This window comes from Streptomyces sp. NBC_00376, assembly GCF_036077095.1.
Lineage (GTDB): Bacteria > Actinomycetota > Actinomycetes > Streptomycetales > Streptomycetaceae > Streptomyces.
In genome coordinates this window covers 530830-555132 of sequence record NZ_CP107960.1, presented here as the reverse complement: position 1 = coordinate 555132, position 24303 = coordinate 530830, and the positions used below count along the sequence as shown (strand labels likewise).

Here is a 24303-nt window from a genome sequence, read left to right as displayed (position 1 = left end):
CTTTACAGGTGTAGTGGCGGGCGCTGGGGATGGAGCGAGTATTGGTGCGGGAACGTTCCCGCACAAGGCTTTGCGGGAACGATTTTGCCGAGGTCGTGAGGGTGGCAGCATGAGCCCCATGACCGAAGCTTCACGGCGCCGCGGGCACGCCTCGCCGCCCACCCCGCCACGCGTCCGGCTCGTCGACGTGGCCCGCGAGGCGGGCCTGTCCAAGACCACCGTCTCGGCGGCGCTCAACGGCACCGGACGGCTCTCCCCGGCTGTCCGGGAGAGAGCCAAGGAGACCGCGCGCAGGATGGGCTACCGGCCCAACGCCACCGCACGCCAGCTACGCGCGGGACGGGCCAGGTTGATCGGGTACGTGGTCGGAGAGTTCGCCGGCGACCCGTGGACGTTCCTGGAGTCGCCGTACTTCGCGCAGTTGACCAGCGCGACCGCACGGGCGGCGCTCAGCCGGGGCTACGCCCTGGTGCTGCTTCCCTCGGGCTCCCTCCAGGACGAGTGGGCCGATCTCCCGCTCGACGCGGTGATCGTCGCGGATCCGGTCGCCGACGACCGGATCGTGGCCGACCTCCTTGCCGCTCGCATCCCCGTGATCAGCGACCGTTCCGTGGAGGGACGGCCAGGTGCCCGATGGGTGGACGTCGACGCGGGGGAGGCCGTACACAAGACGCTCGACCATCTGACCGGGCAGGGGGTGCGGCGGCCCGCGCTGGTGCTGCCCGACAGCACGACCCGCTTCCACACGGGCGCGCTCGCCGCCTACCGCGACCGGTGCGTCGCCCTCGGCCAGCCGGAGCGCCTCGCACTCGCCCCCCAGGCCGGCAACGGGCCGGTGGTCCGGGCCGTCGAGGAGGCCCTCGGCGGACCCGACCGGCCCGACGCGCTGCTCGTCGTTGCGGAGGCGAGCCCGCCCCTGGTGCTGGAGGCGGCGCGCCGCCACGGCTACCGGGTGCCGGACGACCTGCTCGTGGTGTGTGTGAGCGAGGACGTCACCGCCACCCACACCGAGCCGCCCGTGACGACGCTCAGTCTGCGGCCCGGGGAGGTCGCGGAGGCCGGCATCGAACTTCTCGTGGCCGCCCTGGAGTTGGGCCGCGATGAGCCCTCCGGCATGCTGGTGGAGACGCGGCTCGACGTACGGGATTCCTCGCTCCGCAGGGGCGGGCGTTGAACCGGCATCGACCCGGCGGCACACTCGGGCGGCTCAGACCGTGTGGACGAGCGTACCGCCCACATATGTCCGCTCCACGCGTGCCTGGGCGATCTCCTCGGGCGGTGCGGTGAGGATGTCGCGGTCGAGGACGACGAGGTCGGCGAGGTATCCGGCGCGCAGGCTCCCGGAGTCGTCGTGACCGTTCACGTACGCGGTGCCCGCGGTGTAGGCGGCGAGGGCGGTCGGCAGGTCGATCCTCTGCTCCGGGTAGAAGGCGCGGTTTCCGGGGGACTCGGGGGCGACCCGGTTGACGGCGACGTGAATGCCTTCGATCGGGTCGGGGCTGCTGACAGGCCAGTCGCTGCCCGCCGCGAGGGTCGCGCCGGCGCGGACCAACTCGCCGAACGGGTACTGCCAGGCAGCCCGTGCGGGCCCGAGGAAGGGGATGGTCAGCTCGTCCATCTGGGGCTCGTGGGCGGCCCAGAGCGGCTGGATGTTGGCGATGGCCCCCAGCCGGGCGAAGCGGGGGAGGTCGTCGGGGTGGACGACCTGGAGGTGGGCGAGGTGGTGGCGGTTGCCGCGGTGGCCGTTGGCGTCGACAGCGGCTTCGAGAGCGTCGAGGGCCTCGCGGACGGCCCGGTCGCCGAGCGCGTGGAAGTGGACCTGGAAGTCGAGCGCGTCGAGCCGGGTGACGTACCCGCGCAGGGCATCCGGGTCGACGAAGCTGAGCCCGCTGTTGGCGGTGGCGCAGCCGCAGCCGTCCAGGTAGGGGGCGGTCATCGCGGCGGTGAAGTTCTCGGCGATACCGTCCTGCATGATCTTGACGGAACCGGCGCGGAACCGGCCGTGGCTCAACTTCTCGCGCAGCGCGACCAGTTCCTCGATCTGCTCGGCCCCGCGCTCACGGTCCCACCACAGCGCACCCGTGACCCGGGCCGTGAGCGATCCGTCCCGGGCGGCCGTCAGGTAGGCGTCCGACGGGTCGGGCTTGCCGTTGAACACCCCGAGCAGCGCGTCCTGCCACCCCGTGATGCCCAGCGAGTGCAGCAGCTCCTGGGCGCGCATCAGGCCCGCCAGGCGGTCGGCCGGGGTGCTCGCGGGTACCAGCCGGGAGACCAGGGCCGTGGCGCCCTCCTGGAGCATGCCGCTGGGGGTGCCGTCCGGCTCCCGCTCGATCCGGCCGTCGGCCGGATCCGGGGTCCCGGCGGTGACACCGGCCAGCTCCAGGGCGCGAGTGTTGGCCCAGGCGCCGTGGTGGTCGCGGTTGGAGAGCAGCACCGGACGGTCCGGGACGACGGAGTCGAGCAGTTGCCGGGTGGGCAGACCGCCGTCGAAGCTCTCCATCGACCAGCCGCTGCCGGTGATCCAGGCACGGTCGGGATGCGCGTCCGCGTACGAGCGGATCCGCTCCAGGTACTCCCCGACGCCGACCGTGCCGCTCAGATCGCACTCGGCCAGCTCCGAACCACCGGACACCGCGTGGATGTGGGCGTCCTGGAAGCCGGGGAGCAGCAACTTCCCGCGCAGGTCGACCACTTCGGTGCCGGGGCCGATGAGTTCGAGCACCTCGTCGTGGCCGACGGCGGTGATCCGGTCGCCGGTGACGGCGAGCGAGGTGGCCCGGGTGCGGGCCGGATCCGCCGTGAAGACGGGGCCGCGGGTGAAGACCAGATCGGCTGCGGTCATGCGCTGCTCCAGTGCGTGAGGGGGCGGTTGAGCGTGGTGACGAGTGTCATGCAATCCGGACGCCCTTTACACGTCAATGGCGTTGTCATAAGGTCCGCCTGATCGCGTGGTCCGAGAAGGGCAGCGAGAGCGCCGGCACCCCATCGGGCAGGGCGCCGTCCTTTCCGAAGGCCCCATCGTCGACACCGCCCTGCGCCTGGTCGTGCGGCACGGCGCCGACGCGTTGTCCGCGCGGCACCCGGCGCCGAACCCAGCGCTCTCCACTGCTCCTTCCGCGACACGGACGCCCCGTTGCTCGCCGCGACGGGGCTCGCGATCCACGCGTCGCACGGCTCCGACCCGCAGGCCACGTTGCTGACCGCGCGCCGCACGACCGGTGACGCGGGCGCCGGGCCGACGGGCGGCTCGGATCACGGGGACGGGTGACGCAGGCGCCGGGCGGTTCAGGCCAGCGGGACGGGTGACCAGCGGCCCACCGCCGCGAGGTCGGCGCTGATCCGCGCCGCCGTCTCCATCACGTGGGGCAGGAGTTCGGCCAGGCTCTGCTCCGCCGGGCAACGTCCGGCGTGCAGGGCCACGTTCACGGCGGCGACCACCCGGCCCCGCCCGTCCGTGACTGGTGCGGCGAGCGAGCGCAGTCCCTCCTCCAGTTCCTGTTCCACCCACCCGTAACCCCGCCGGGCGGTCTCGGCGACAGCCTCCGCGAGCGCCTCGGGCGCGATCACCGTCCGGGACGTGAACGCCTCGGGGGTGACCCCTGCGAGGAGCGGAGCGCGTTCCTCCTCCGCCAGGGCGCCGAGCAGTACCCGGCCCATCGAGGTCGCGTACGCGGGCAGCCGGGTGCCGACCGTGATATCGATGTGCATGATGCGACTGCTCGCGACCCGGGCGACATAGCGGATGTCGTTCCTGTCGAGGACCGCGACGGAGGCCGACTCGTGGACCCGGCCCACCAGTTCGGCCAGGTGGGGGCCGGCGATCTCGGCGAGCGAGAGCCCGGAGAGCCGGGCGTGGCCCAGCTCCAGTACGCGCGGCCGCAGCTGGAAGCTCCCCGCGTCCTCCCGTACGTAGCCCAGGTGCCGCAGCGTGATCAGCGCCCGGCGCGCGGTGGCCCGGGGCAGTCCCGCCAGGCGCGCCAGTTCGGTGAGGCGCACCGGACCCCGTACGGCCCCGAACGCGCACAGCACGTCGAGACCGCGCGCCAGTGACTGCAGAAAACCGGCCCCCAGCTCTTCCTTGAGCGCTCCCACGCCGGCGTCCCCGCGGATGGCGGAGAGGGCCGTGCCGTCCGGCGGCGGGGCCGGGGCCGCCAGGGCACGTTCCATCGCGACCACGGCGGCGCGCAGCGGCGGCAGGGCCAGGGCGAGGAGGGAAGCGGTGTCGTGACGGCTGGTGTGGCTGACCACGCTGACCGCGCAGACCACGGCCCCCGCAGCGTCGCGCACCGGCAGGGCGACCGCGAGCAGGCCCGGCTCGATCAGCTGGTCATCCACCGCCCGGCCGTCCTCGCGGGCCCGATCCGTCCGGGCGAGGAAGCCGCTCTCGCCCCCCTCGCCCCCGGCGCGCGGGGGCACCGCCGGGAAGCCGTGGTCCAACGGGTCCTCGCGGCGCCGGGACCGCCACCGCTCCCACTCCGCCTCGTCCCAGCCGACGGCGAACAGCGCGCCGGGCGCGCAGCGTTCGGCCGGCAGCAGGTCGCCGGTGCGGAAGGAGATCGCCATGGCCCGCCGCCGCGTGGCCTGGGCGATGAAGCGCACTCCGTCCCCGTCGGGGACGGCCACGGACACGGATTCGTCCAACTCGTCGGCGAGGGTGACGGCGTGCGGTCCGAGGGCCTCGGAGAGTCCGGCGGCGGCCAGATAGGCGTTGCCCAGCTCCGCCGAGCGCGGCGCGAGCAGCAGGTCGCGTCCTTCGGTGCGCAGGAATCCGAGCCGTACCAGCGTCGTGGCGACCCGGTCGACCGTCGACCGGGCGAGACCGGTGGTGCGGGCCAGATCCCCGGGACGGTGGCGGGTCTCCGGTCCTGCGGCGATGGCCCGCAGCACGGTGAGCCCACGCTCCAGGGGTCCGACCAGCTCGTCGGGTGACGCGGCGGGTCCGGTGGGCTGTGCCATCGTCCGGCCTCCTCTGATGACTGGTCGCGGACCGGGGCCGCTGGCTGATCACGATGCGGAAACCGTACCCGGTGTTGTTGACAGGGCCCGAAGCGCGGACGGACACTCACCCCGAGGTAAGTATGAACGAAAGTTCACCAGGCGAACATCCGTCAATCCTCAGTGAATCGGGTCGTTACATGGACAAAGTGGTGAGGTCCGCCGCCGAATCGGTGGCGGACATCAAGGACGGCGCCTCGCTCGCCGTCGGAGGCTTCGGACTGAGCGGAGTGCCGGACGTACTCATCAAAGCCCTGCACGCACAGGGCTCGGGGCGGCTGAGCATCGTGTCGAACAACTGCGGTGTGGACGGCGGAGGCCTCGGCATCCTGCTCGCCGCGGGCAGGGTCGCCCGGGTCACCGGCTCCTACATCGGCGACAACAAGGAGTTCGCCCGTCGCTACCTCGGCGGTGAACTGGAACTGGAACTCACACCGCAGGGCACACTCGCCGAACGGCTACGCGCCGGCGGCTGCGGAATCCCCGCCTTCTTCACCCCGGCCGGTGTCGGAACCCAGGTCGCCGAGGGCGGGCTGCCCTGGCGGTACGCGGCCGACGGCGGCGTGGCGGTGGCGTCCCCGCCCAAGGAGGTGCGCGAGTACGACGGCCGCCCATGCGTCCTCGAACACGGCATCACCACCGACTTCGCCCTGGTCCGCGCGGCCCGCGGCGACCGCCACGGCAACCTCGCCTTCCACCGCTCCGCCCGCAACTTCAATCCGCTCGCCGCGATGGCCGGCCGGATCACGATCGCCGAGGTCGAGGAGCTTGTGGAGCCGGGCGAACTGGACCCCGACCAGGTGCACCTGCCCGGCGTGTTCGTGCAGCGCGTGGTGGCGCTGACCCCCGAGGAAGCGGCCGCCAAGAACATCGAGCGAAGGACGGTCCGGACCCGATGAGCTGGACCAGGGACGAGATGGCGGTCCGCGCCGCCCGAGAGCTGACCGACGGCTCGTACGTGAACCTCGGGATCGGACTGCCGACCCGGGTGCCGAACTTCCTTCCGGAGAACATCGATGTCGTCCTCCACTCGGAGAACGGACTCCTGGGCGTCGGGCCGTACCCGTACGAGCACGAGGTCGACCCCGACCTGATCAACGCGGGCAAGGAGACGGTGACCGTACTGCCGGGGGCCGCCTTCTTCGACTCCGCGCTCTCCTTCGGCATGATCCGAGGCGGCCACATCGACACCGCGATCCTCGGCGCGATGCAGGTCTCCGCCCGCGGCGACCTCGCCAACTGGGCGATCCCCGGCCGGATGGTCAAGGGCATGGGCGGCGCGATGGACCTGGTCCACGGCGTCCGGCGGGTCGTCGTCCTCACGGAGCACACCGCCAAGGACGGCTCCCCGAAGATCGTGGACACCTGCACGCTGCCGCTCACCGGCCGGGCCTGCGTCCACCGGATCATCACCGACCTCGGCGTACTCGACATCACCGACGAGGGTCTCCTGCTCGTGGAGACCGCCCCCGGCGTGAGCGCCGACGAGATCGCGCGCCGGACCGGCGCGCCCGTGCGCGTGCCCACGGGCAGGACACGGTGACCAAGGCTCGCCCCGCAAGTGAAAGGTGACAGAACGTCATGGAAGTGACCCAGCAGGATATCTCCTCGCGGATCGCCGAGGAGCGGGACCAGTACCTGAGCGCCGGTGAGGTACGGCAGCACCCCGCCCGCGACTACGCCCCGTACCGCAGCACCGCGCTGCGCCACCCACGGCATCCCCTGGTCGCCGTCCGGGACCCGGAGGCCGTCGAACTCTCCGGTCCGGTCTTCGGCGTCACCGACGTCGCCGGACTCGACGCCGACCTGACCCGCGGCCACGCCGCCGAACCGCTCGGCGAACGGATCACCGTCACCGGGCGCGTCCTCGACCGCGCGGGACAGCCCGTCCGCGGCCAGCTCGTCGAGATATGGCAGGCCAACGCCGCCGGCCGGTACGCCCACCAGTTCGACCAGCACCCGGCGCCGCTCGACCCCCATTTCACCGGATTCGGCCGCTGTCTGACGGATGATCAGGGCAGCTACCGGTTCACCACCGTCAGGCCCGGGGCCTACCCCTGGCGCAACCACACCAACGCCTGGCGCCCCGCGCACATCCACTTCTCGCTCTTCGGGACCGCGTTCACCCAGCGGCTCGTCACCCAGATGTACTTCCCCGGCGACCCGCTCTTCAGGTACGACCCGATCCTTCAGTCCGTCACCGACGACACCGCCCGCGAGCGGCTCGTCGCCGCCTACGAACACGACCTGTCCACCCCCGAGTGGTCACTCGGCTACCGCTGGGACATCGTCCTCGACGGCCCCGCCGCGACCTGGACCGAGGAAGGCCGATGACCCTGCTCCCCACCCCCTCGCAGACCGTGGGCCCCTTCTACGGCTACGCCCTGCCCTTCCCCGGCGGCTCCGACATCGCGCCCACCGGACACCCCGGCACCCTCGCCGTCCACGGACACGTCCGCGACGGCGACGGCGCCCCCGTCCCCGACGCACTCCTGGAAATCTGGCAGCCCGCCCCGGACGGAGACCGCACCGGCGCCCCCGGCTCCATGCGACGCGACCCGGTCACCGGTGGCCACGCGGGGCGGGACGGAGTCACCTTCACCGGCTTCGGCCGCGTCGCCACCGACGCCGACGGCCACTGGGCGGTGCGCACCCTGCCGCCCGGCGGGGTCCCGTACCTCTCCGTCTGCGTCTTCGCCCGCGGCCTGCTCCACCACCTCTACACCCGGATCTATCTGCCGGGCCCCGCTGCCGACGCCGACCCGCTGCTCGCCGCGCTGCCACCCGAGCGCCGTGCGACCCTGCTCGCCACGGCGGCGGGGCCGGGCGTCCATCGCTTCGACATCCGCCTCCAGGGGCCCGAGGAGACGGTGTTCCTTGACTTCCGCTGAGACGGACCCGTACGACTTCGGGCTCCTCACCCCCGACAGCACGGGCACCGGGACCGAACGGGCCAGCGGCGACCGTGCCTTCCTTCAGGCGATGCTCGACGCCGAAGCCGCCCTCACCCGGGCCCAGGCCGCCCTCGGACAAGCCCCGGCCCGCGCGGCGGCGGCAGTGACCGACGCGGCCCACGCCGAGCTGTACGACCCGCGCGACCTCGCACTGCGTGCCCGCCGGAGCGGCAACCCGGTCATCCCGCTGGTCGCCGCACTCACCGACGCCGTCCCGCCCGACGTCGCACCGTACGTGCACCGGGGCGCCACCAGCCAGGACATCCTGGACACCGCCACCATGCTCGTCGCGGCCCGCACCCTCCCGCTGATCACGGCCGAACTGCACCGAGCCGCCGCCGCCTTCGGGCGGCTCGCCGCCGCACACCGCGACACCCCACTGGCCGGCCGCACCCTCAGCCAGCACGCCGTCCCCACCACCTTCGGCCTCAAGGCGGCGGGCTGGCGCACCCTCGCCCTCGACGCCGCCGACCGGCTCACCGCCCTCCGGCCGCCCGCCCAACTCGGCGGCGCGGCAGGCACTCTGGCCGCCTTCGAGTACCTCGCCGAAGCACCGGGCAGCGGACCCGCCCTCGTCGAGCGGTACGCGGCGGAACTCGGGCTCACCGCACCGCTGTTGCCCTGGCACACACTGCGCACCCCCGTCGCAGACCTCGGCACCGCCCTCGCCTTCACCACCGCGGCGCTCGGCAAACCGGCCGCGGACGTCCTGCTGCTCACCCGCACCGAGACCGCCGAGCTCGCCGAGGGCAGCGGCGGCTCCTCCTCCGCCATGCCGCACAAGAGCAACCCCGTACGCGCCACCCTCATCGCCGCCGCGGCCCGCCAGGCTCCCGCACCGGCCTCCGTCCTGCTCGGCTCGCTCGCCGCCGAGGACGAACGGCCCGCGGGCGCCTGGCACGCCGAATGGCAGCCGCTGCGCCAACTGCTCCGACTGGCCGGAGCCGCCGCTCACCAGAGCGCCGAACTCGCCGAGGGACTACGTGTGTTCCCGGACCGGATGCTCGGCAACCTGCACCGCACCCATGGCCTCGTCGCGAGCGAACGCCTCGCCGCCGCGCTCGCCGGCCTCCTCGGCCGGGCCGAGGCCAAGGAACTCCTCGGCCACGCCGCCCGCCGGGTGACGAGCGAGGGGACGGACCTCGCGGACGTCCTCGCCGCCGACCCGGCACTGACCGGCCGCATCACCCCCGAGCGGCTGCGCGCCCTCGCCGACCCGGCCACCTGCACGGGCGCTGCGCCCCTCCTCGTCGACCAGGCCCTGCGCAGGGAATCCTCCGCAGTCACGGAAGGCCGCCCATGACCCCCGTACTCCACCACCGGATCGACGGACCCCCCGAAGCGCCCGCCCTGATCCTCGGCCCCTCCCTCGGCACCTCGCTCGCAGTCTGGGACGCTCAGGTCCCCGCCCTCGCCCGCCGGCACCGGGTGATCCGCTGGGACCTCCCCGGCCACGGCTCCACCCCGGCCGCGGCGCTGCCTGCCGACGGCGCCACCGTCGCCGGCCTCGCCGCCCTCGTCCTCGACCTGGCCGACCGGCTCGGCGTGGGCCGCTTCGACTACGCGGGCATCTCCCTCGGCGGTGCCGTCGGCGCGCACCTCGCGGCTCACCACCGCGACCGGATCAACGGCCTGGCCCTGGTCTGCTCCTCCGCACGCTTCGGCGAGCCCGGCGCCTGGCGGGACCGCGCCGAACTCGTGCGTACGCAGGGCACCACGACCCTCGCCCCCACCGCCCCCGGCCGTTGGTTCACCGCGGGCTTCGCCGGCACCCGGACCGCGACCCGCCTCGTCGACGACCTTCGCGCCACCGACCCCACCGGGTACGCGGCCTGCTGCGACGCTCTCGCCGCATACGACCTCCGGGCGGACCTGCCCCGGATCGGCGCGCCCACCCTGGTCATCGCGGGCCGCGCCGACCCGGCCACCCCACCCGCGCACGCCCGTGAACTCGCCGACGGCATCCCCGACGCGACGCTCCTCGAACTCGCCGGCGCCTCCCACCTCGCCCCCGCGGAACGCCCAGAGGCCGTCCTTGCCGCACTCCTCGGCCACTTCGCCGCCCCCGAGTCCGAGGCGGATCGGTACGCCGAGGGAATGGCGGTCCGCCGTGCCGTCCTCGGCGACGCCCACGTGGACCGGGCCACCGCCCGCACCACCGCGTTCACCGCCGACTTCCAGGACTACATCACCCGCTGTGCCTGGGGCGAGATCTGGACCCGCCCCGGCCTCGACCGGCGCACCCGCAGTTGCATCACCCTCACCGCACTGGTCGCACACGGCCACCAGGAAGAGCTGGCGATGCACGTCCGCGCCGCTCTCCGCAACGGGCTCACCCTCGATGACATCAAGGAAGTCCTGCTGCACTCCGCCGTCTACTGCGGGGTCCCCGCGGTCAACTCCGCCTTCGCCACGGCCCAGCGCGTCGTGACCGAGGACGGCATCCCGCTCTCCTCCTGACCTCCCCTCCACCACTCCCACGGAGAAGCCATGCCCCGCACCACCGTCGGCATCATCGGAGCCGGACCCGCCGGCCTCCTCCTCTCCCACCTGCTCCACCGGCAGGGCATCGACAACGTGGTCCTCGAACTCCGCAGCCGGGACCACGTCGAGCGACGCCAGCGCGCCGGAATCCTCGAACAGGACACCGTGGACGTGCTGCGCGACTCCGGCGCCGGCGAACGGATGGACCGCCAGGGCCTGGAACACCACGGCATCGAGCTCCGCTTCGACCGGCGCTCCCACCGCGTCGACTTCCCGTCCCTCACCGGCGGACGGTCGGTCATGGTGTACGCCCAGACCGAGGTGGTCAAGGACCTCATCGCCCTGCGCCGACAGGCGGGCGGCACCGTCCTGTTCGAGGCCGAGGCCCTGTCCGTGGACGGAATCGAGACCGACCGACCCGCCATCCGCTACCGCCACGAAGGCGCCGAGCACATCCTCGACTGCGAGCTCGTCGTCGCCTGCGACGGCTACCACGGCATAGGCCGCCGCTCCCTGCCCGAGGGCCTGCTCACCGTGACCGAGCGCACCTATCCGTTCTCCTGGCTCGGCATCCTCGCCGATGTGCCGCCCTCCTGCGACGAGCTGATCTACGCCCACCACGAGCGCGGCTTCGCCCTGCACAGCATGCGCTCGCCCGAGGTCAGCAGGCTCTACCTCCAGGTCGACCCGGACGACAGCACGGACAACTGGCCCGACGAGCGGATCTGGGACGAGCTCGCCACCCGGCTCTCCGTCGACGGCGACTGGAGCCTGCGGCAAGGCCCCATCACCGAGAAGAGCATCACCCCCATGCGCAGCTTCGTCGCCGAACCCATGCGCCATGGTCGGCTGTTCCTGGCCGGCGACGCGGCCCACATCGTCCCACCCACCGGCGCGAAGGGCCTCAATCTCGCCGTCGCCGACGTCACCCTGCTCGCCCGGGCCCTCACCCGCTACCACGCCGACCGGGACGAATCGCTGCTCGACGCCTACTCGGAGACCGCCCTGCGCCGCGTCTGGCGGGCCGAGCACTTCTCGTACACCATGACGACCCTGCTGCACCGCGAACCGGACGAGACCGAGTTCGACCGCAGGCTGCGCCTCTCGCACCTGCGGTACCTCGCGGTCTCGGAGGCGGCGTCGGCCTCGTTGGCGGAGAACTACGTGGGATTCAGCAAGAACTGATCAGCGCCCGGAAACGCCCGAAGGGGGCGGCTGCTCGAAGCGGCGACCCGGGGCGGCGCGACACCCACCTGCCCGCCGAGCACCTGCCCGCGGAGTGGCCGGCCGTGCGCGCCGAGGAGCTCGTTCATCAGCCGGCGCACCGCTTCGAGCCCGGGGCGCGCCGGATCGCGCACGAGTTCCTCGACCGCCGGGACCCGACGGGGTCCGCCCGACCGGTCCGACCCGTGCAAACGGGTGTGCGGGAGTCTTACGTCAACACCATTGACCTTACCCGGTCCGGGCGGGTCTCATTACGGCATTCCGGAGGTATATCCCTCCGCGATCCGAAGGAGCCCGCCCATGGACCACCTCACCTCGCTCCGGGACGCCGAACCGACCCCGTTCTGGCTGGACGACCCCGACCGGCCGCAGGCCGCTTCCGCACTGACCGGGGGCACCACCTGCGACCTCCTCGTGGTCGGCGGAGGGTACACCGGCCTCTGGACCGCCCTCGTCGCCAAGGAACGCGATCCCTCGCTCGACGTGGTGCTCATCGAGGCCGACGAGGCCGGTGGTGCGGCCTCCGGCCGCAACGGCGGATTCTGCGAGTCCAGCCTCACCCACGGCCTGGACAACGGCCTCAGCCGCTGGCCCGACGAGATCGGTGTCCTCGAACGCCTCGGCCGGGAGAACCTCCAGGCGATCGAGGACACCGTCGAGCGCCACGACATCGACTGCGCCTGGGAGCGCACCGGTTCCATCGTCGTCGCCACCGAGCCCTACCAGGTCGAAGGCCTCCGGCACGAGGCCGAGGCCGTCGCCCGTCACGGCGGCAAGGCCGTCCTGCTCGACACCGACGCCGTCCGGGCCGAGATCGACTCCCCGACCTTCCTCGGCGGACTGTGGAACAAGGACGACGTCGCCATGGTCAACCCGGCCAGGCTCGCCTGGGGCCTCAAGCGCGCCTGTCTGTCCCTCGGCGTCCGCGTCTTCGAGCACACACCGGCGCTCGCGCTCGACGAGCGGGGTGCCGTGATGACTGCCCGCACCCCCTACGGCAGGATCACGGCCCGACGGGTCGCCCTGGCCACGAACGCGTACCCCTCCCTGCTCCGCCGCCATCGCCCGTACACCGTCCCCGTGTACGACTACGCGCTGATGACCGAGCCGCTGAGCGAGCGGCAGCTCGCCTCCGTCGGCTGGCGGGGCCGTCAGGGCTTCGCGGACAGCGCCAACCAGTTCCACTACGTCCGGCTCTCCGCGGACAACCGCATCCTGTGGGGCGGCTACGACGCCGTCTACCACTACCGGGGCCGCGTCCGCGCCGAACACGACCAGCGGCACGCGACCTTCGCCACTCTGGCGCGGCACTTCTTCACGACCTTCCCGCAGCTGGCCGGGTTGCGCTTCACCCATGCCTGGGGCGGGGCCATCGACACCAGTACGCGCTTCTGTGTCTTCTTCGACACGAGTCACCACGGAAAGGTCGCGTACGCGGCCGGCTACACCGGTCTCGGCGTCGGCGCGACCCGATTCGGCGCGGAGGTCATGCTCGACCTGCTCGCCGGTGAGCGCACCGAGCGCACGGAGCTCGACCTCGTGCGCCGCAAACCCCTTCCGTTCCCGCCCGAGCCGGTCCGCTCGATCGGCATCGGCCTCACCAAGTGGTCCCTGGCCCGCGCCGACAGCGACGAAGGCCGCCGCAACCTCTGGCTGAGGTCTCTGGACCGCTTCGGTCTCGGCTTCGACAGCTGAGCGACCCGGTGGCCGCCGACCGTACCTGCGGTTCGCCGTGCCCGCCCGCACGAGCCGTGGTGACGGTCGCCGGCTCCGTAGGCCGTAGGCCCAGTCGTAGCACCGCCGTGACGGTCAGGTGTCCAGCGGCTCCGGCGGAGCGACCACGATGTCCCGCTTGAGGATCTTGCCGGTCGCCCCCTTGGGCAGCGCGTCGGCGAACCGCACGATCCGCGGGTACTTGTAGGCCGCCACCCGCTGTCTGACGTAGTCGCGCAGCTCGTCCGACGTCGTGCGGGCGCCGGGCCGAAGGACCACCACGGCGGCGATCTCCTCACCGTGCGCGGGGTCGGGAACACCGACCACCGCGGCTTCAAGGACGTCCGGATGCCGGTACAGAACCTCCTCGATCTCCCGCGGGTACACGTTGTAGCCGCCGCGGATGACCAGGTCCTTCTTGCGGTCGACGACGAAGTAGTAGCCGTCCTCGTCGACACGGGCGAGATCGCCGCTGTGGAACCACCCGTCGCGGAAGGCGCGCGCGGTGGCGTCCGGCCGGTTCCAGTACCCCTTCATGACGTTCGAGCCCCGGATCACCAGTTCGCCGACCTCGCCGGGGCCGGCCGGGGAACCGTCGTCCGCGACGAGCCGCAACTCGACCCCGTGCACGGGAACCCCGATGGAGCCGGGCTTGCGGGGTCTGTCCGGCGGGTTGAAGCAGGCCACCGGGGACGTCTCCGAGAGGCCGTAGCCCTCCAGCACGGTGACGCCCAGCTCCCGTTCGGTGGCGTGCAACAGCTCGACGGGCAGCGAGGCGCCGCCCGAGACCGCCAGGCGCAGCCGCGGCAGGGGCTGCCCGATGCCGTTCTGGAGGAGCGCGTTGTACATCGTGGGCACCCCCAGGAAGACGGTCACCTCGTCCCGGCGCATCGTCTCCAGGGCTCCGCCCGCGTCGAAGCGGGGCAGCAGGGTCAGGCAACAGCCCGCCGCCACCGCCGTGTTGAGAGCACAGGTCTGCCCGAACGCGTGGAACAGCGGAAGGCCTCCGAACAGGACGTCGTCCGGGCCCACGCGCAGCAGTGTCCGCGCCGTCGTCAGCGCGTTGCTGACGAGGTTGCGGTGCGTCAGCTCCGCACCCTTCGGAGTCCCCGTGGTGCCGGAGGTGTACAGAATCACTGCGGTGTCGTCGTCGGCACAGCGGGCCGCCCCGGTCATCGGCGGGACCGAACGCAGCAGCGCGTCGAACATCGCTGGCTCCGCGACCAGGCACTCTGCACCGGCCTGCGCCGCCGCCGGTGCCGCCTCGTCCGCGCAGGCAGGAGCGGCCACCACCAGACGGGCACCGCAGTCGCGGAGCACGAAAGCCATCTCGCCGGACTTCAGCAGCGGATTCATCGGAACCACCACGCCACCGGCGCGCAGGATGCCGTAGTACACGACGGGGAAGTGGATGACATTGGGCAGGGCCACCGCCACGCGGTCGCCGGCTCGCAGCCCTTCGGCGTGCAGGAGCCCGGCGAACCCGGCTGTCATGTCGTCGAGCTGCGCGTACGTGAGCAGGGCCCCGCCCTGCCGCACGGCCGTCCGGTCAGCGTGGGACCGGACGGATCGGGCCAGGAGTGCGAACAGGTCGGTCATGCGGCTTCCTTGTCGTCGGGGATTGCGGGGTGATCACATCGCGTGGCGCGACTCCGCCGCGGCCACCGTCGAGGGAGTGCGCGTCGCCCCAGAAATCCGGAGGCAGCTCGCGGGGGCGATGCGGGGTGAGCCACAACCGCAGTGCGTGAAACCGCGGTCCGGGCCCGGTGGTGTCCGCCGGTGCCGTGAGGGAGTGCAGGACCGCGTGGTTGTTCACCAGCAGCAGGTCTCCGGGGGCGAGGGCTAGATCGAGGCGGAGCTCCGGGGCGGCCGCCGATTCGTCGATGCGGTCGAACAGTTCCAGGTCGCCCGGGGTCAGGCGCGGCACGTCGGGAAAGCGCTGTGCCGACTCCAGCCGGTGACGGTCGTAGCGCAGGCTGAACCGCTCCGGGTCGCGGTGGGCGAGAGGCCCCGCGTGGCAGGGGTGCTGCCCCGGGGCCTGCTCGCCGAGGCGGTCGAGGAAATGCGTGCGATAGAGACCGTCGACGAAGTCGGGCCGACACGCCAGCAGGGTGTTGTGGACCGCCGCCGAACTGGCCAGAGCCGCATGCCCCGCGCCGCTGTCGTTGCGCAGGCACAGCAGGGCGAGCGTGTCGGCCTCGTCGGTGTGGAACGGCCGTGCCGCCCGGACCTCGTGCGGGTCCGCGATGTGGCCGAGCATGTGCCCCGTCGCGTTCTGCGACACCGGGATGCCGAGGTGTCGCCCCAGGCCCCAGAGCAGGACGGCGGCCGTCGCGGGGCCGAAGCGCCCGACCAGGACGCGGCGGATCAGGACGAAGCCCCGCCCGTTCTCCAACTCGTCTGCCGCTCTCGCCAGTTGTGACGCCAGTGCCGGTAGCGGGAAGCGGTCTGCGGTAATCCTCAGCAGCGGGGTTCCCCGTACCCGTACCGCATGCAGAGCGGTGTCGAGCTCGTCGAGCTGAGCCGGGGCGAGATGCCACTCCCAGACACGGGAGTGTGCCAGTTCCGGACCGCGCCACACGGCAGAACCGGTGCAGGGGCTACGGGGTATCTCTGCTGTTGACCCACCCACCACGATTCTTCTCCTCTCTTCGCCGGTGCATTCAGCTGCGCCAAGGGTGGAATCCTGATTTCGTCCGCGAATTCGAGCCGAGAGCCGACTCTTTTCGGCGGGCCGAGAATTTGCCAAGGTTTTTGTGCCGGAATTCTTTGAGGGCCCCGCGGTAGTGCCACGCTAGGTCAGGGTCCGGCGCATCGCTTGACCTGACGGGACAGATCGCTTATCAGTTTGGGACAGAGCCCTGGAGCGCCCCGACCGGAACAGAGCCTTGGAGTGCCCTGATGAAGCCGCTGGTCCGCAACGCAGCACTGAGCAACTACATAGAGCTCAGCCAGTCCCTCGGCATCGATCCGCGCACCCTGATGAAGCGCGTCGGTCTCGATCCGGTCGGGCTCGCCGTCCAGGACCGGTGGATCTCCGGCCTCGCCGTCACCGAGCTCCTCGAACTCTCCGCCGCGGCCGCCGACCGCGACGAGTTCGGCCTGCTTCTCGCCGAGCGCCGCCGCTTCTCGAACCTCGGGCCCATCAGCCTCGTCCTGCGCGAGGAACCCGACGTCCGCAGCGTCATCCGGCTCCTGGTCCGCCACGAGCGCATGTACAACGAGATGCTGCGCAGCCGGCTCACCGAGGCGAACGGGCTCGCCACCGTCAAGGTGAGCCTGGAGCTCGGCGAAGCGCGCCGGGCACGGCAGGCCGTCGAGCTGGCCGTGGGCGCCTTCCACGGATTCCTGCAGGTCTTCCTCGGTGCCCGCTGGCGGCCGGTGTCCGTGTGTTTCACTCACGGACCCCCTCGTGACATCGCGGCGCACCGTCGCCACTTCGGACCGGTGGTGGAATTCGACCAGGAATTCAACGGCCTCGTTCTCTACGCCTCCGATCTCGACACCCCGAATTCGATGTCGGATCCCCTCCTGCGTGGCTATGCCCGCCAGTATTTCGAGTCCATCGCGGTGGTCTCGGAAACCACGGAACTGGACCGGGTGCGCGAGCTGATCGAGGTCCTGCTGCCGACCGGACGCTGCTCGATCGAACAGGTCGCCGGCAGCCTCGGCGTCGACCGCAGGACCGTCCACCGGCATCTGGCAGCGTCCGGCGAGACGTTCTCCTCGCTCGTCAACGCCACCCGCACACAGCTGGCCGAGCAACTGGTGGCGAACCCGCGCCGCTCCTTGACGGAGATCTCCGGCCTGCTCGGCTTCTCCGCCCCCAGCGCCTTCTCCCGCTGGTTCCGCGACCAGTTCGGCACCAGCGCCCGCGAGTGGCGCACCCGCCGGGCGGACACCGGCCCTGTCCCCAAGTGACAAGTCTCCTGTCACCTCGGGTGAAGCGCGGCGCGTAACCCGCTCTTAACGTGGCCGTACCGCAAGGGACACCGCAGCTCGTTCGAGCAACGCCCTTGTGAACAGCCCCAGTTGGCGCGGATGGCGCTTGACGGCCATCCGCCCGCCGCGTCCGCGTACCAGGAGATGACCCATGCACTTCCTCGACGACTCCCTGCTGCCCGAGAACCAGGAGAAGCTGGTCATCCAGGCCGCTCCCTACGGCCCGGAGTGGCTCCCCGGCGACGCCGACGACCTCCCCCTGACCATGGACGAACACGTGCAGGCCGCCGTCGACTGCTACAACGCCGGCGCCACCGTGCTCCACATCCACGTACGCGAACTGGACGGCCACGGCTCCAAGCGCATGTCCATGTTCAACGAACTGCTCGGCCGGCTGCGCGAGGCCGTTCCGGACATGGTCCTGCAGATCGGCGGATCCATCTCGTTCGCCCCCGAGGGCGAGGGCGCCGATGCGAAATGGCTGAGCTACGACACCCGCCACCTGCTGGCAGAGCTCACCCCGCGCCCCGACCAGGTGACGATCGCCATCAACACCAGCCAGATGAACATCGTCGAGATCATGACGGACGACGACCTGGCCGGCACCTCCATCGCCAAGCCCGACTACTACAAGGCCTACCGCGACATGGTCGTCGAGGCCGGTCCCGACTTCTACCTCGAACACCTCAAGCGCCTGCACGCCAACGACATCCAGCCGCACTTCCAACTCGCCACCATGGCGCAGCTGGAGACCGTCGAGCGCCTCATCCGCAGTGGCGTGTACACGGGCCCGCTGGTCCTCAACTACGTCGCCATCGGTGGCGGGTTCGCCGGACGCCACCCCGCCGACCTGATCGAGTTCGTCCGCCGTGTCCCCGACGGCGCCGTCCTCACCATCGAGTCCTCGATGCGCGCCGTCGCCCCCATGAACGCCATCGCCATCGCCCTCGGCGTGCACGTCCGCGTGGGCAACGAGGACAACCTGTGGGCGCGCAAGGGCGAGCGGATGAGCTCCGTCCGACAGGTCGAGCAGATGGTGCGGATCTCCGACGCACTCGGTCGCGACATCGCGAGCGGCGCGGAGGCCAAGGAGATCTACCGCATCGGCGAGTACTACGCCGACACCGACCAGACCCTGGCACGGCTCGGCATGGTGCCCAACCGGCGCCCCGGACAGCGCGGGTTCATGCTCCGCGAGACGACCCGCTGACCACCGCCGAACGAAGAGAGCATCCCATGGCACACGCCATCCGCTTCCACGAGACCGGCGGCCCCGACGTCCTGCGGCTGGAACCGGTCACCGTCGGCGACCCGGGCCCCGGACAGGTCCGCCTCCGGCACGAGGCCATCGGCCTCAATTTCGCCGACACCTACTTCCGCACCGGCCTCTACCCGGCGCCGCTGCCCGCCGGTCTCGGTGTCGAGGGCGCCGGCGTCGTCGAGGCCGTCGGCGCGGGCGTCACCCACGTCGCCGAGGGCGACCGCGTCACGTACACCGGCAGCCCGCTCGGCGCCTACAGCACCGAGCGGATCATGCCCGCCGACCCACTGATCCGGCTGCCCGACTCCATCGGGTGCGAGAGCGCCGCCGCGATGACCATGCGCGGTCTCACCGCCGCCTACCTGCTGCGCCGGATCCATCCGCTGAAGCCCGGCGACACGATCCTGCTGCACGCCGCCGCGGGCGGGGTCGGCCTGATCATCTGCCAGTGGGCGAAGCTGCTCGGCCTCACCGTGATCGGCACGGTCTCCACGGAGGCGAAGGCCGAACTCGCCCGTGCCCATGGTTGCGACCACACCATCCTGTACCGCCAGGAGGACGTCGCCGAGCGAGTGCGGGAACTGACCGGCGGGGCAGGCGTGCCCCTCGTCCTCGACAGCATCGGCAAGGACACCGTCGCCGGGTCCATGGCCTCGCTCAGCCGCCGCGGCCTGCTGGTCTGCTTCGGCACGGCGTCCGGCGTGCCCCCGCTCGACGCGATGCAACTCGTTGTCCACGGCTCGCTGTTCGTGACCCGCCCCGCCCTGGCCGACTACATCGCCGAGCCGGCCGAACGCGACGCTCTGGCCGACGAGCTCTTCGGCCACGTCGCCGCCGGCCGGATCGCGATCCGGGTCAACCAGCGCTACGCCCTCGACGACGCGGTGGCGGCGCACCGGGCCCTGGAAGCGGGCCGCACCACGGGTTCGTCCGTCCTCGTTCCCTGACCCCCTCGTTCCTCCCGACCGCCCCAGGAGAGTGCAATGACGCAGAGCTCCACCCGCACGCGGATCCAGGTCGAACCGCTGACCTGCACCATCGGCGCCGAACTGCACGGCGTCCAGCTCAGCGAAGCCGCCCATGACGCCGGCCTCCACGCCGAGATCAAACAGCTCCTGCTCCGGCACAAGGTGTTGTTCCTGCGCGACCAGGACATGACCCGCGCCGAGCACGTCGCCTTCGCCTCCCGCCTCGGCCCGCTGGAGGACCACCCGGTCCTCGGCAGCGACCCGGACCACCCTGGCCTCGTCCGCATCTACAAGGACCTGGACAGCAAGCCCGAGCACTACGAGAACGCCCTGCACTGCGACGCGACCTGGCGCGACCGGCCGCCCATGGGAGCCGTGCTGCGCTGCGTCGAGACCCCCGAGGTGGGGGGCGACACGATCTGGGTGAACATGGCCGAGGCGTACCGCAGGCTCCCCGAACACATCCGCACACAGATCGCGGGCCTGCGCGCCCGGCACAGCATCGAAGCGAGCTTCGGCGCGGTCCTGCCGATGGAACAGCGTCACCGGCTCAAGGCCCGCTACCCGGACCCGGAGCACCCGGTGGTCCGCACCCACCCGGAGACCGGGGAGAAAATCCTCTTCGTCAACGCCTTCACCACCCATTTCGTCAACCACCACACCCCCGAGAACGTACGGTTCGGCCAGGACCACGCCCCCGGCGCCAACCTGCTGCTGAACTACCTGATCAGCCAGGCGGCGATCCCCGAGTACCAGGTCCGCTGGCGCTGGACCACGAACAGCGTGGCCATCTGGGACAACCGCTCCACCCAGCACTACGCCGTCCAGGACTACTGGCCGGCCGTTCGCAAGATGGAGCGTGCCGGGATCTCCGGTGACCGGCCCTGCTGAGCCGATGACCCGCCGCTACGCGTGGTTGGTGTTCGCCCTCAGCTTCGGACTGCTGCTCTCCGACTACATGTCGCGGCAGGTCCTGAACGCGGTGTTCCCGCTGCTGAAGGCCGAATGGTTGCTCTCCGACGCCCAGTTGGGCTCCCTGAGCGGAATCGTGGCCCTGATGGTCGGACTGCTGACCTTCCCGCTGTCGCTGCTCGCCGACCGATGGGGCCGGGTCAGGAGCCTGGTCCTGGCCGCGGTGGTGTGGAGCCTGGCGACCCTGGGCTGCGCCGTCTCCGCGAGCTACGGACAGATGTTCCTGGGCCGCTTCATGGTCGGCGTGGGCGAGGCGGCGTACGGGAGCGTCGGCATCGCGGTGGTGCTGAGCGTGTTCCCGGCGGCCCTGCGGGCCACCCTCTCCGGCGCGTTCATCGCGGGCGGCGCCTTCGGATCCGTACTCGGAGTGTCGATCGGCGGAGTCGTGGCCCAACACCTGGGCTGGCGCTGGACGTTCGCCGTCATGGGCGTGTTCGGGCTGGTCCTGGCGGCCGTCTACGGCGTCGTCGTGACGGAGCGGAAACTGGCAGCGGCAGACGTCGGACCCGGCGGAGCGCCGGACACCGGGGGGCCGGTGCGGACGCTCCTGCCGAGGCTGTTCTCCTCCGTCTCCGTGCTGTGTGCCTACGTCGGCAGCGGACTGCAGATGTTCATCGCGATGGCGCTGCTGGCCTGGATGCCCAGCTTCCTCGATCGCTCCTACGGCCTGGCGCCGGGCAAGGCCGGGCTCGCCGCCGGCGTCTTCGCGCTGATCACCGGGATCGGCATGGTCGGCGGCGGAATGGTCTGCGACCGGCTCGGACGCGGAAGGCCCCGGCTCAAGTGGACCGTCGCCATCGTCTGCAGTCTCGGCTCGCTGACCCTGCTCACGGCAGGCTTCCAACTCCCTCCCGGCGCACCGCAACTCGTCCTCGTCGGCATCGGCACACTGCTGTCCAACGCCACCGCGGGACCTGCAGCCTCCATGGTGGTGAGCCTGACCCCGACCGCCGTCGCGGCGACGGCCATGGCCACGCTCACCCTCGCCAACAGTCTGCTGGGCCTGGCACCGGGCCCCGCGGTGACCGGCATGCTCGCCGACCGCATGGGCCTGCACGCCGCACTCCAGGTGATCCCGTTCGTCGCGCTGGTGGCGGGACTGGCCTTCGCCCTCGGCAGACGCCACTACGACAAGGGTCTCGTCTCGCTCTCTGCCTGGACCCTCAGAAGATCGGAACTCCCGACATGAACCCCACTCCCGACCCCACGGTCGTGCTGGTGCCCGGACTGCGCGACCACGTCCCCGACCACTGGCAGACGCTGCTCGCCGCCCGGATCCCCGGCGCCGTGACCGTGCCGCCTCCGACGGACGCCGGACTCGCTCGCGACGCCCGGGTGGCGGCCCTGAACGACACACTGTCCCGGATCGAAGGGCCGGTGGTGCTCGTCGCGCACAGCGCCGGAGTGCTCACCACGGTGCACTGGGCGGCCCGGCACCGCCACCCGGTGCGTGGCGCGCTGCTCGCGACCCCGCCGGACTTCGACACCCCGCTGCCCGACGGCCACCCCGGCCCGGGGACCCTGCGGGAGAACGGCTGGCTGCCGGTCCCCCGTACGCCCCTGCCGTTCCCCGGCATCGTCGCGGCCAGCACGAACGACCCCCTGGCCCGCTTCGATCGAGTCGCCGAACTGGCCCGCGCCTGGGGCAGCCGCCTGGTGGACATCGGCCCGGTCGGACATCTCAACCCCGCATCGGGCTACGGGGAATGGCCACAGGCACTGGAGCTGCTCCGCACCTTCGGCTGCGGCACGAGCCCGGACACCGAGGTGCCCGCATGAGCACGCACGAATCCGACCTCGCCGGCTTCCTGCGATGGCTGGCCGAGAAGCGCGGCCTTTCGTTCACCGACTACGCCGAGCTGTGGCGGTGGAGCACCGACGACCTGCCCGGCTTCTGGTCGGCGGTGTGGGAGTACTACGGGCTGGACGCCGTCAGCGACTACGACGAGGTGCTCGCCGACGCGACCATGCCCGGCGCGACCTGGTTCACCGGAGCACGCCTCAACTTCGCCCGGCAGTGCCTCGCCCGCGCCACCGACGAACGCCCCGCACTCATCGCCGTGTCCGAGACGGGCGACCCGGCGGAGATCTCGTGGGACCGGCTCACCGGCGAAGTGGCCGGCCTGGCCGCGGCCCTCCGCGAGATGGGCGTGGGCCCCGGCGACTGCGTCGCCGGGTACCTGCCGAACATCCCGCAGGCCGTGGTGGCCCTCCTGGCCACGGCCGCCGTCGGCGCGACCTGGACGGTGTGCTCTCCGGACTTCGGTACGCCGAGCGTGCTCGCCCGGCTGCGCCAGGCGCGGCCGACGGTTCTGGTGGCCGCGGACGGCTACCGCTACGCGGGCCGGGACCACGACCGGCGCCCGCACACCGCCGAGCTCCTGGACGGCCTGCCCACGGTCCGCCACCTCGTCGCCGTCGACCGTCTCCACACCTGCGAGAGCGGTCCGGCATGGTCCCGGCGGCCGGATGTGACACAGCACAGGTGGACCGAACTGGCCGGCCGGCGGGCCCGACCGGTCTTCGCCGACGTCCCGTTCGATCACCCGCTGTGGATCCTGTGGTCCTCGGGCACCACCGGCGTACCGAAGGGCATTGTGCACGGCCACGGCGGCATAGTCGTGGAACTGCTCAAGGCCCTCGGGCTCGGTGCCGACCTCCGGGCGCGGGACCGCTATCTCTTCCACACCTCCACCAGCTGGATGGTGTGGAACCTCATGGTCGCGGGCCTGCTGCACGGAGCCACGCTCGTCCTGTACGACGGCAGCCCCACCCACCCCGACGCCAACGGGGTCTGGCGGATCGCCGAACGTACCGGCGCGACGGTCGTCGGCGTCGGCGCCGCCTACCTGATCGCAGGGGAGAAGGCGGGCGCCCACCCGGCGGCCGATACGGACCTCCGCGCGGTGCGGTCCATCCAGCAGACGGGTTCGGCGATGCCCGAAAGCACCTGGCACTGGGTCCACGACCGGCTCGCCCCTCACGCCCACCTCCAGTCGATCTGCGGCGGCACCGACATCTGCTCGGTCCTCGCCGGCGGCTCCCCGCTGCTGCCGGTGCGCACGGGCCGGATCTCCGGGCCCGCCCTGGGCGTGGCCCTCGCGTCCTGGGACGCCCATGGGCAGCCGCGTACCGGGCAGCAGGGCGAACTGGTGGTGACGGCGCCGATGCCGTCGATGCCGCTGTTCTTCGTCGACGACCCCGGCGACGAGCGTTACAGGAGCAGCTACTTCGACGTCTATCCGGGCGTGTGGCGGCACGGCGACTGGGTCACCGTCGACACCGACCTCTCCGTCGTGGTGGCCGGACGCTCCGACGCCACGCTCAACCGGATGGGGGTGCGGATGGGCTCGGCCGATCTCTACGCCGTCGTCGAACAGCTCCCGCGGATCGCGGACAGCCTCGTCGTCGGCGCCGAACTGCCGGACGGACGCTACTGCATGCCCCTGTTCGTCGTGCCCGCGGAAGGAGAGCGATTCGACGACGGCCTGCGCGACGAGATCGTCGGCGCGATCCGGCAGAGCCTGTCGCCCCGCCATGTGCCGGACATCATCGTCCCCGTCGAGGCGGTACCCCGCACCCTCACGGGAAAGAAGCTGGAAGTCCCGGTCAAACACATTCTCCAGGGCGCACGCGTCACCGACGTCAGCACGGAAGGCGCCGTGACCCGGCCCGACATGCTGGCCTGGTTCGCGGACTTCGCCGCCGAACTGCGCACCGGCGGGGGAGAGGGGCCACAGCGGAACATGCCCCGCTGACCGGCCCGTGATGCGGCCTCGCGTGTTACTCA

General features: G+C 71.8%; 21 protein-coding genes. 17 read left to right on the top strand and 4 right to left on the bottom strand.

Annotation, left to right across the window (positions count from 1 at the left end; translation table 11 throughout):
• The first annotated feature begins 118 nt into the window (after nt 1-118).
• The gene (locus tag OG842_RS02680) at nt 119-1174 is read left to right on the top strand and encodes a LacI family DNA-binding transcriptional regulator (RefSeq protein ID WP_266727076.1); all 1056 of its coding nucleotides are present in this window, start codon (nt 119-121) and stop codon (nt 1172-1174) included.
• A 33-nt stretch (nt 1175-1207) separates the two neighbouring features.
• Here the strand turns inward: OG842_RS02680 and OG842_RS02675 are convergent, their stop codons facing one another.
• Nucleotides 1208-2842, bottom strand: a complete 1635-nt coding sequence (locus OG842_RS02675) for an amidohydrolase (protein ID WP_266727075.1) — start codon at nt 2840-2842, stop codon at nt 1208-1210.
• Nucleotides 2843-3133: 291 nt separating this feature from the next.
• Here OG842_RS02675 and OG842_RS02670 point away from each other — a divergent pair, with 291 nt between their 5' ends.
• Entirely contained in the window at nt 3134-3268 is a 135-nt protein-coding gene (locus OG842_RS02670) for a hypothetical protein (protein WP_266727074.1), read from the top strand.
• Between the two features lie 17 nt (nt 3269-3285).
• On the opposite strand, the gene OG842_RS02665 is transcribed toward OG842_RS02670, so the two are convergent.
• Nucleotides 3286-4956: an IclR family transcriptional regulator domain-containing protein gene (locus OG842_RS02665; RefSeq protein ID WP_266727073.1), complete on the bottom strand. Its 1671-nt coding sequence runs from the start codon at nt 4954-4956 to the stop codon at nt 3286-3288.
• A 179-nt stretch (nt 4957-5135) separates the two neighbouring features.
• On the opposite strand from OG842_RS02665, the gene OG842_RS02660 reads away from it, so the two are divergent.
• The 8 genes from OG842_RS02660 to OG842_RS02625 all read left to right on the top strand — a co-directional run bounded on the left by OG842_RS02660 (nt 5136) and on the right by OG842_RS02625 (nt 13352).
• The gene (locus tag OG842_RS02660) at nt 5136-5894 is read left to right on the top strand and encodes a CoA transferase subunit A (RefSeq protein ID WP_266727071.1); all 759 of its coding nucleotides are present in this window, start codon (nt 5136-5138) and stop codon (nt 5892-5894) included.
• Nucleotides 5891-6538 (top strand): CoA transferase subunit B, encoded by a 648-nt coding sequence (locus tag OG842_RS02655; RefSeq protein ID WP_266727069.1) that lies wholly within the window; start codon nt 5891-5893, stop codon nt 6536-6538. The genes OG842_RS02660 and OG842_RS02655 overlap by 4 nt, the downstream gene beginning before the upstream one ends.
• Nucleotides 6539-6576: 38 nt before the next feature.
• On the top strand, nt 6577-7329 hold the full coding sequence (pcaH, locus tag OG842_RS02650) for a protocatechuate 3,4-dioxygenase subunit beta (RefSeq protein WP_266727067.1): 753 nt from the start codon (nt 6577-6579) through the stop codon (nt 7327-7329).
• The gene (gene pcaG / locus OG842_RS02645) at nt 7326-7886 is read left to right on the top strand and encodes a protocatechuate 3,4-dioxygenase subunit alpha (protein ID WP_266727066.1); all 561 of its coding nucleotides are present in this window, start codon (nt 7326-7328) and stop codon (nt 7884-7886) included. Before pcaH ends, pcaG begins: the two co-directional genes overlap by 4 nt.
• Nucleotides 7873-9252, top strand: coding sequence for a 3-carboxy-cis,cis-muconate cycloisomerase (gene pcaB, locus OG842_RS02640; protein WP_266727064.1), 1380 nt, complete (start codon nt 7873-7875; stop codon nt 9250-9252). Before pcaG ends, pcaB begins: the two co-directional genes overlap by 14 nt.
• Nucleotides 9249-10409, top strand: a complete 1161-nt coding sequence (gene pcaDC / locus OG842_RS02635) for a bifunctional 3-oxoadipate enol-lactonase/4-carboxymuconolactone decarboxylase PcaDC (RefSeq protein WP_266727062.1) — start codon at nt 9249-9251, stop codon at nt 10407-10409. The genes pcaB and pcaDC overlap by 4 nt, the downstream gene beginning before the upstream one ends.
• Nucleotides 10410-10439: 30 nt before the next feature.
• Nucleotides 10440-11618, top strand: coding sequence for a 4-hydroxybenzoate 3-monooxygenase (locus OG842_RS02630; protein ID WP_266727061.1), 1179 nt, complete (start codon nt 10440-10442; stop codon nt 11616-11618).
• Between the two features lie 339 nt (nt 11619-11957).
• Nucleotides 11958-13352, top strand: a complete 1395-nt coding sequence (locus OG842_RS02625) for an NAD(P)/FAD-dependent oxidoreductase (RefSeq protein WP_266727060.1) — start codon at nt 11958-11960, stop codon at nt 13350-13352.
• A 114-nt stretch (nt 13353-13466) separates the two neighbouring features.
• On the opposite strand, the gene OG842_RS02620 is transcribed toward OG842_RS02625, so the two are convergent.
• Together OG842_RS02620 and OG842_RS02615 are read right to left on the bottom strand one after the other, a co-directional pair.
• Nucleotides 13467-14969, bottom strand: coding sequence for a long-chain-fatty-acid--CoA ligase (locus OG842_RS02620; RefSeq protein WP_266727058.1), 1503 nt, complete (start codon nt 14967-14969; stop codon nt 13467-13469).
• Nucleotides 14920-15951 (bottom strand): TauD/TfdA family dioxygenase, encoded by a 1032-nt coding sequence (locus tag OG842_RS02615; RefSeq protein ID WP_266727056.1) that lies wholly within the window; start codon nt 15949-15951, stop codon nt 14920-14922. Before OG842_RS02615 ends, OG842_RS02620 begins: the two co-directional genes overlap by 50 nt.
• A gap of 320 nt (nt 15952-16271) precedes the next feature.
• Here OG842_RS02615 and OG842_RS02610 point away from each other — a divergent pair, with 320 nt between their 5' ends.
• The 7 genes from OG842_RS02610 (at nt 16272) to OG842_RS02580 (ending at nt 24271) form a co-directional block, all read left to right on the top strand.
• Nucleotides 16272-17291: an AraC family transcriptional regulator gene (locus tag OG842_RS02610; protein ID WP_266727054.1), complete on the top strand. Its 1020-nt coding sequence runs from the start codon at nt 16272-16274 to the stop codon at nt 17289-17291.
• A 172-nt stretch (nt 17292-17463) separates the two neighbouring features.
• The gene (locus OG842_RS02605) at nt 17464-18522 is read left to right on the top strand and encodes a 3-keto-5-aminohexanoate cleavage protein (protein WP_266727052.1); all 1059 of its coding nucleotides are present in this window, start codon (nt 17464-17466) and stop codon (nt 18520-18522) included.
• A gap of 26 nt (nt 18523-18548) precedes the next feature.
• Complete coding sequence (locus OG842_RS02600) at nt 18549-19520, top strand: quinone oxidoreductase family protein (RefSeq protein ID WP_266727050.1); 972 nt, start codon at nt 18549-18551, stop codon at nt 19518-19520.
• A gap of 36 nt (nt 19521-19556) precedes the next feature.
• The gene (locus OG842_RS02595; RefSeq protein ID WP_266727048.1) at nt 19557-20432 is read left to right on the top strand and encodes a TauD/TfdA dioxygenase family protein; all 876 of its coding nucleotides are present in this window, start codon (nt 19557-19559) and stop codon (nt 20430-20432) included.
• Nucleotides 20416-21702, top strand: coding sequence for an MFS transporter (locus tag OG842_RS02590; protein WP_266727046.1), 1287 nt, complete (start codon nt 20416-20418; stop codon nt 21700-21702). The genes OG842_RS02595 and OG842_RS02590 overlap by 17 nt, the downstream gene beginning before the upstream one ends.
• The gene (locus OG842_RS02585) at nt 21699-22292 is read left to right on the top strand and encodes an RBBP9/YdeN family alpha/beta hydrolase (protein ID WP_266727045.1); all 594 of its coding nucleotides are present in this window, start codon (nt 21699-21701) and stop codon (nt 22290-22292) included. Before OG842_RS02590 ends, OG842_RS02585 begins: the two co-directional genes overlap by 4 nt.
• Nucleotides 22289-24271 carry an acetoacetate--CoA ligase gene (locus OG842_RS02580; protein WP_266727044.1) on the top strand — a complete coding sequence of 661 codons (1983 nt, stop codon included), beginning with the start codon at nt 22289-22291 and terminating at the stop codon, nt 24269-24271. The genes OG842_RS02585 and OG842_RS02580 overlap by 4 nt, the downstream gene beginning before the upstream one ends.
• Nucleotides 24272-24303 lie beyond the last annotated feature (32 nt).

Excerpts from the sequence above, each read along its gene's own strand:
- OG842_RS02680 (WP_266727076.1), top strand. The coding sequence starts at position 119 with ATGACCGAAGCTTCACGGCGCCGCGGGCACGCCTCGCCGCCCACCCCG.
- OG842_RS02675 (WP_266727075.1), bottom strand. The coding sequence starts at position 2,842 with ATGACCGCAGCCGATCTGGTCTTCACCCGCGGCCCCGTCTTCACGGCG.
- OG842_RS02665 (WP_266727073.1), bottom strand. The coding sequence starts at position 4,956 with ATGGCACAGCCCACCGGACCCGCCGCGTCACCCGACGAGCTGGTCGGA.
- OG842_RS02660 (WP_266727071.1), top strand. The coding sequence starts at position 5,136 with ATGGACAAAGTGGTGAGGTCCGCCGCCGAATCGGTGGCGGACATCAAG.
- OG842_RS02655 (WP_266727069.1), top strand. The coding sequence starts at position 5,891 with ATGAGCTGGACCAGGGACGAGATGGCGGTCCGCGCCGCCCGAGAGCTG.
- pcaH (WP_266727067.1), top strand. The coding sequence starts at position 6,577 with ATGGAAGTGACCCAGCAGGATATCTCCTCGCGGATCGCCGAGGAGCGG.
- pcaG (WP_266727066.1), top strand. The coding sequence starts at position 7,326 with ATGACCCTGCTCCCCACCCCCTCGCAGACCGTGGGCCCCTTCTACGGC.
- pcaDC (WP_266727062.1), top strand. The coding sequence starts at position 9,249 with ATGACCCCCGTACTCCACCACCGGATCGACGGACCCCCCGAAGCGCCC.
- OG842_RS02630 (WP_266727061.1), top strand. The coding sequence starts at position 10,440 with ATGCCCCGCACCACCGTCGGCATCATCGGAGCCGGACCCGCCGGCCTC.
- OG842_RS02625 (WP_266727060.1), top strand. The coding sequence starts at position 11,958 with ATGGACCACCTCACCTCGCTCCGGGACGCCGAACCGACCCCGTTCTGG.
- OG842_RS02620 (WP_266727058.1), bottom strand. The coding sequence starts at position 14,969 with ATGACCGACCTGTTCGCACTCCTGGCCCGATCCGTCCGGTCCCACGCT.
- OG842_RS02610 (WP_266727054.1), top strand. The coding sequence starts at position 16,272 with ATGAAGCCGCTGGTCCGCAACGCAGCACTGAGCAACTACATAGAGCTC.
- OG842_RS02605 (WP_266727052.1), top strand. The coding sequence starts at position 17,464 with ATGCACTTCCTCGACGACTCCCTGCTGCCCGAGAACCAGGAGAAGCTG.
- OG842_RS02600 (WP_266727050.1), top strand. The coding sequence starts at position 18,549 with ATGGCACACGCCATCCGCTTCCACGAGACCGGCGGCCCCGACGTCCTG.
- OG842_RS02595 (WP_266727048.1), top strand. The coding sequence starts at position 19,557 with ATGACGCAGAGCTCCACCCGCACGCGGATCCAGGTCGAACCGCTGACC.
- OG842_RS02585 (WP_266727045.1), top strand. The coding sequence starts at position 21,699 with ATGAACCCCACTCCCGACCCCACGGTCGTGCTGGTGCCCGGACTGCGC.
- OG842_RS02580 (WP_266727044.1), top strand. The coding sequence starts at position 22,289 with ATGAGCACGCACGAATCCGACCTCGCCGGCTTCCTGCGATGGCTGGCC.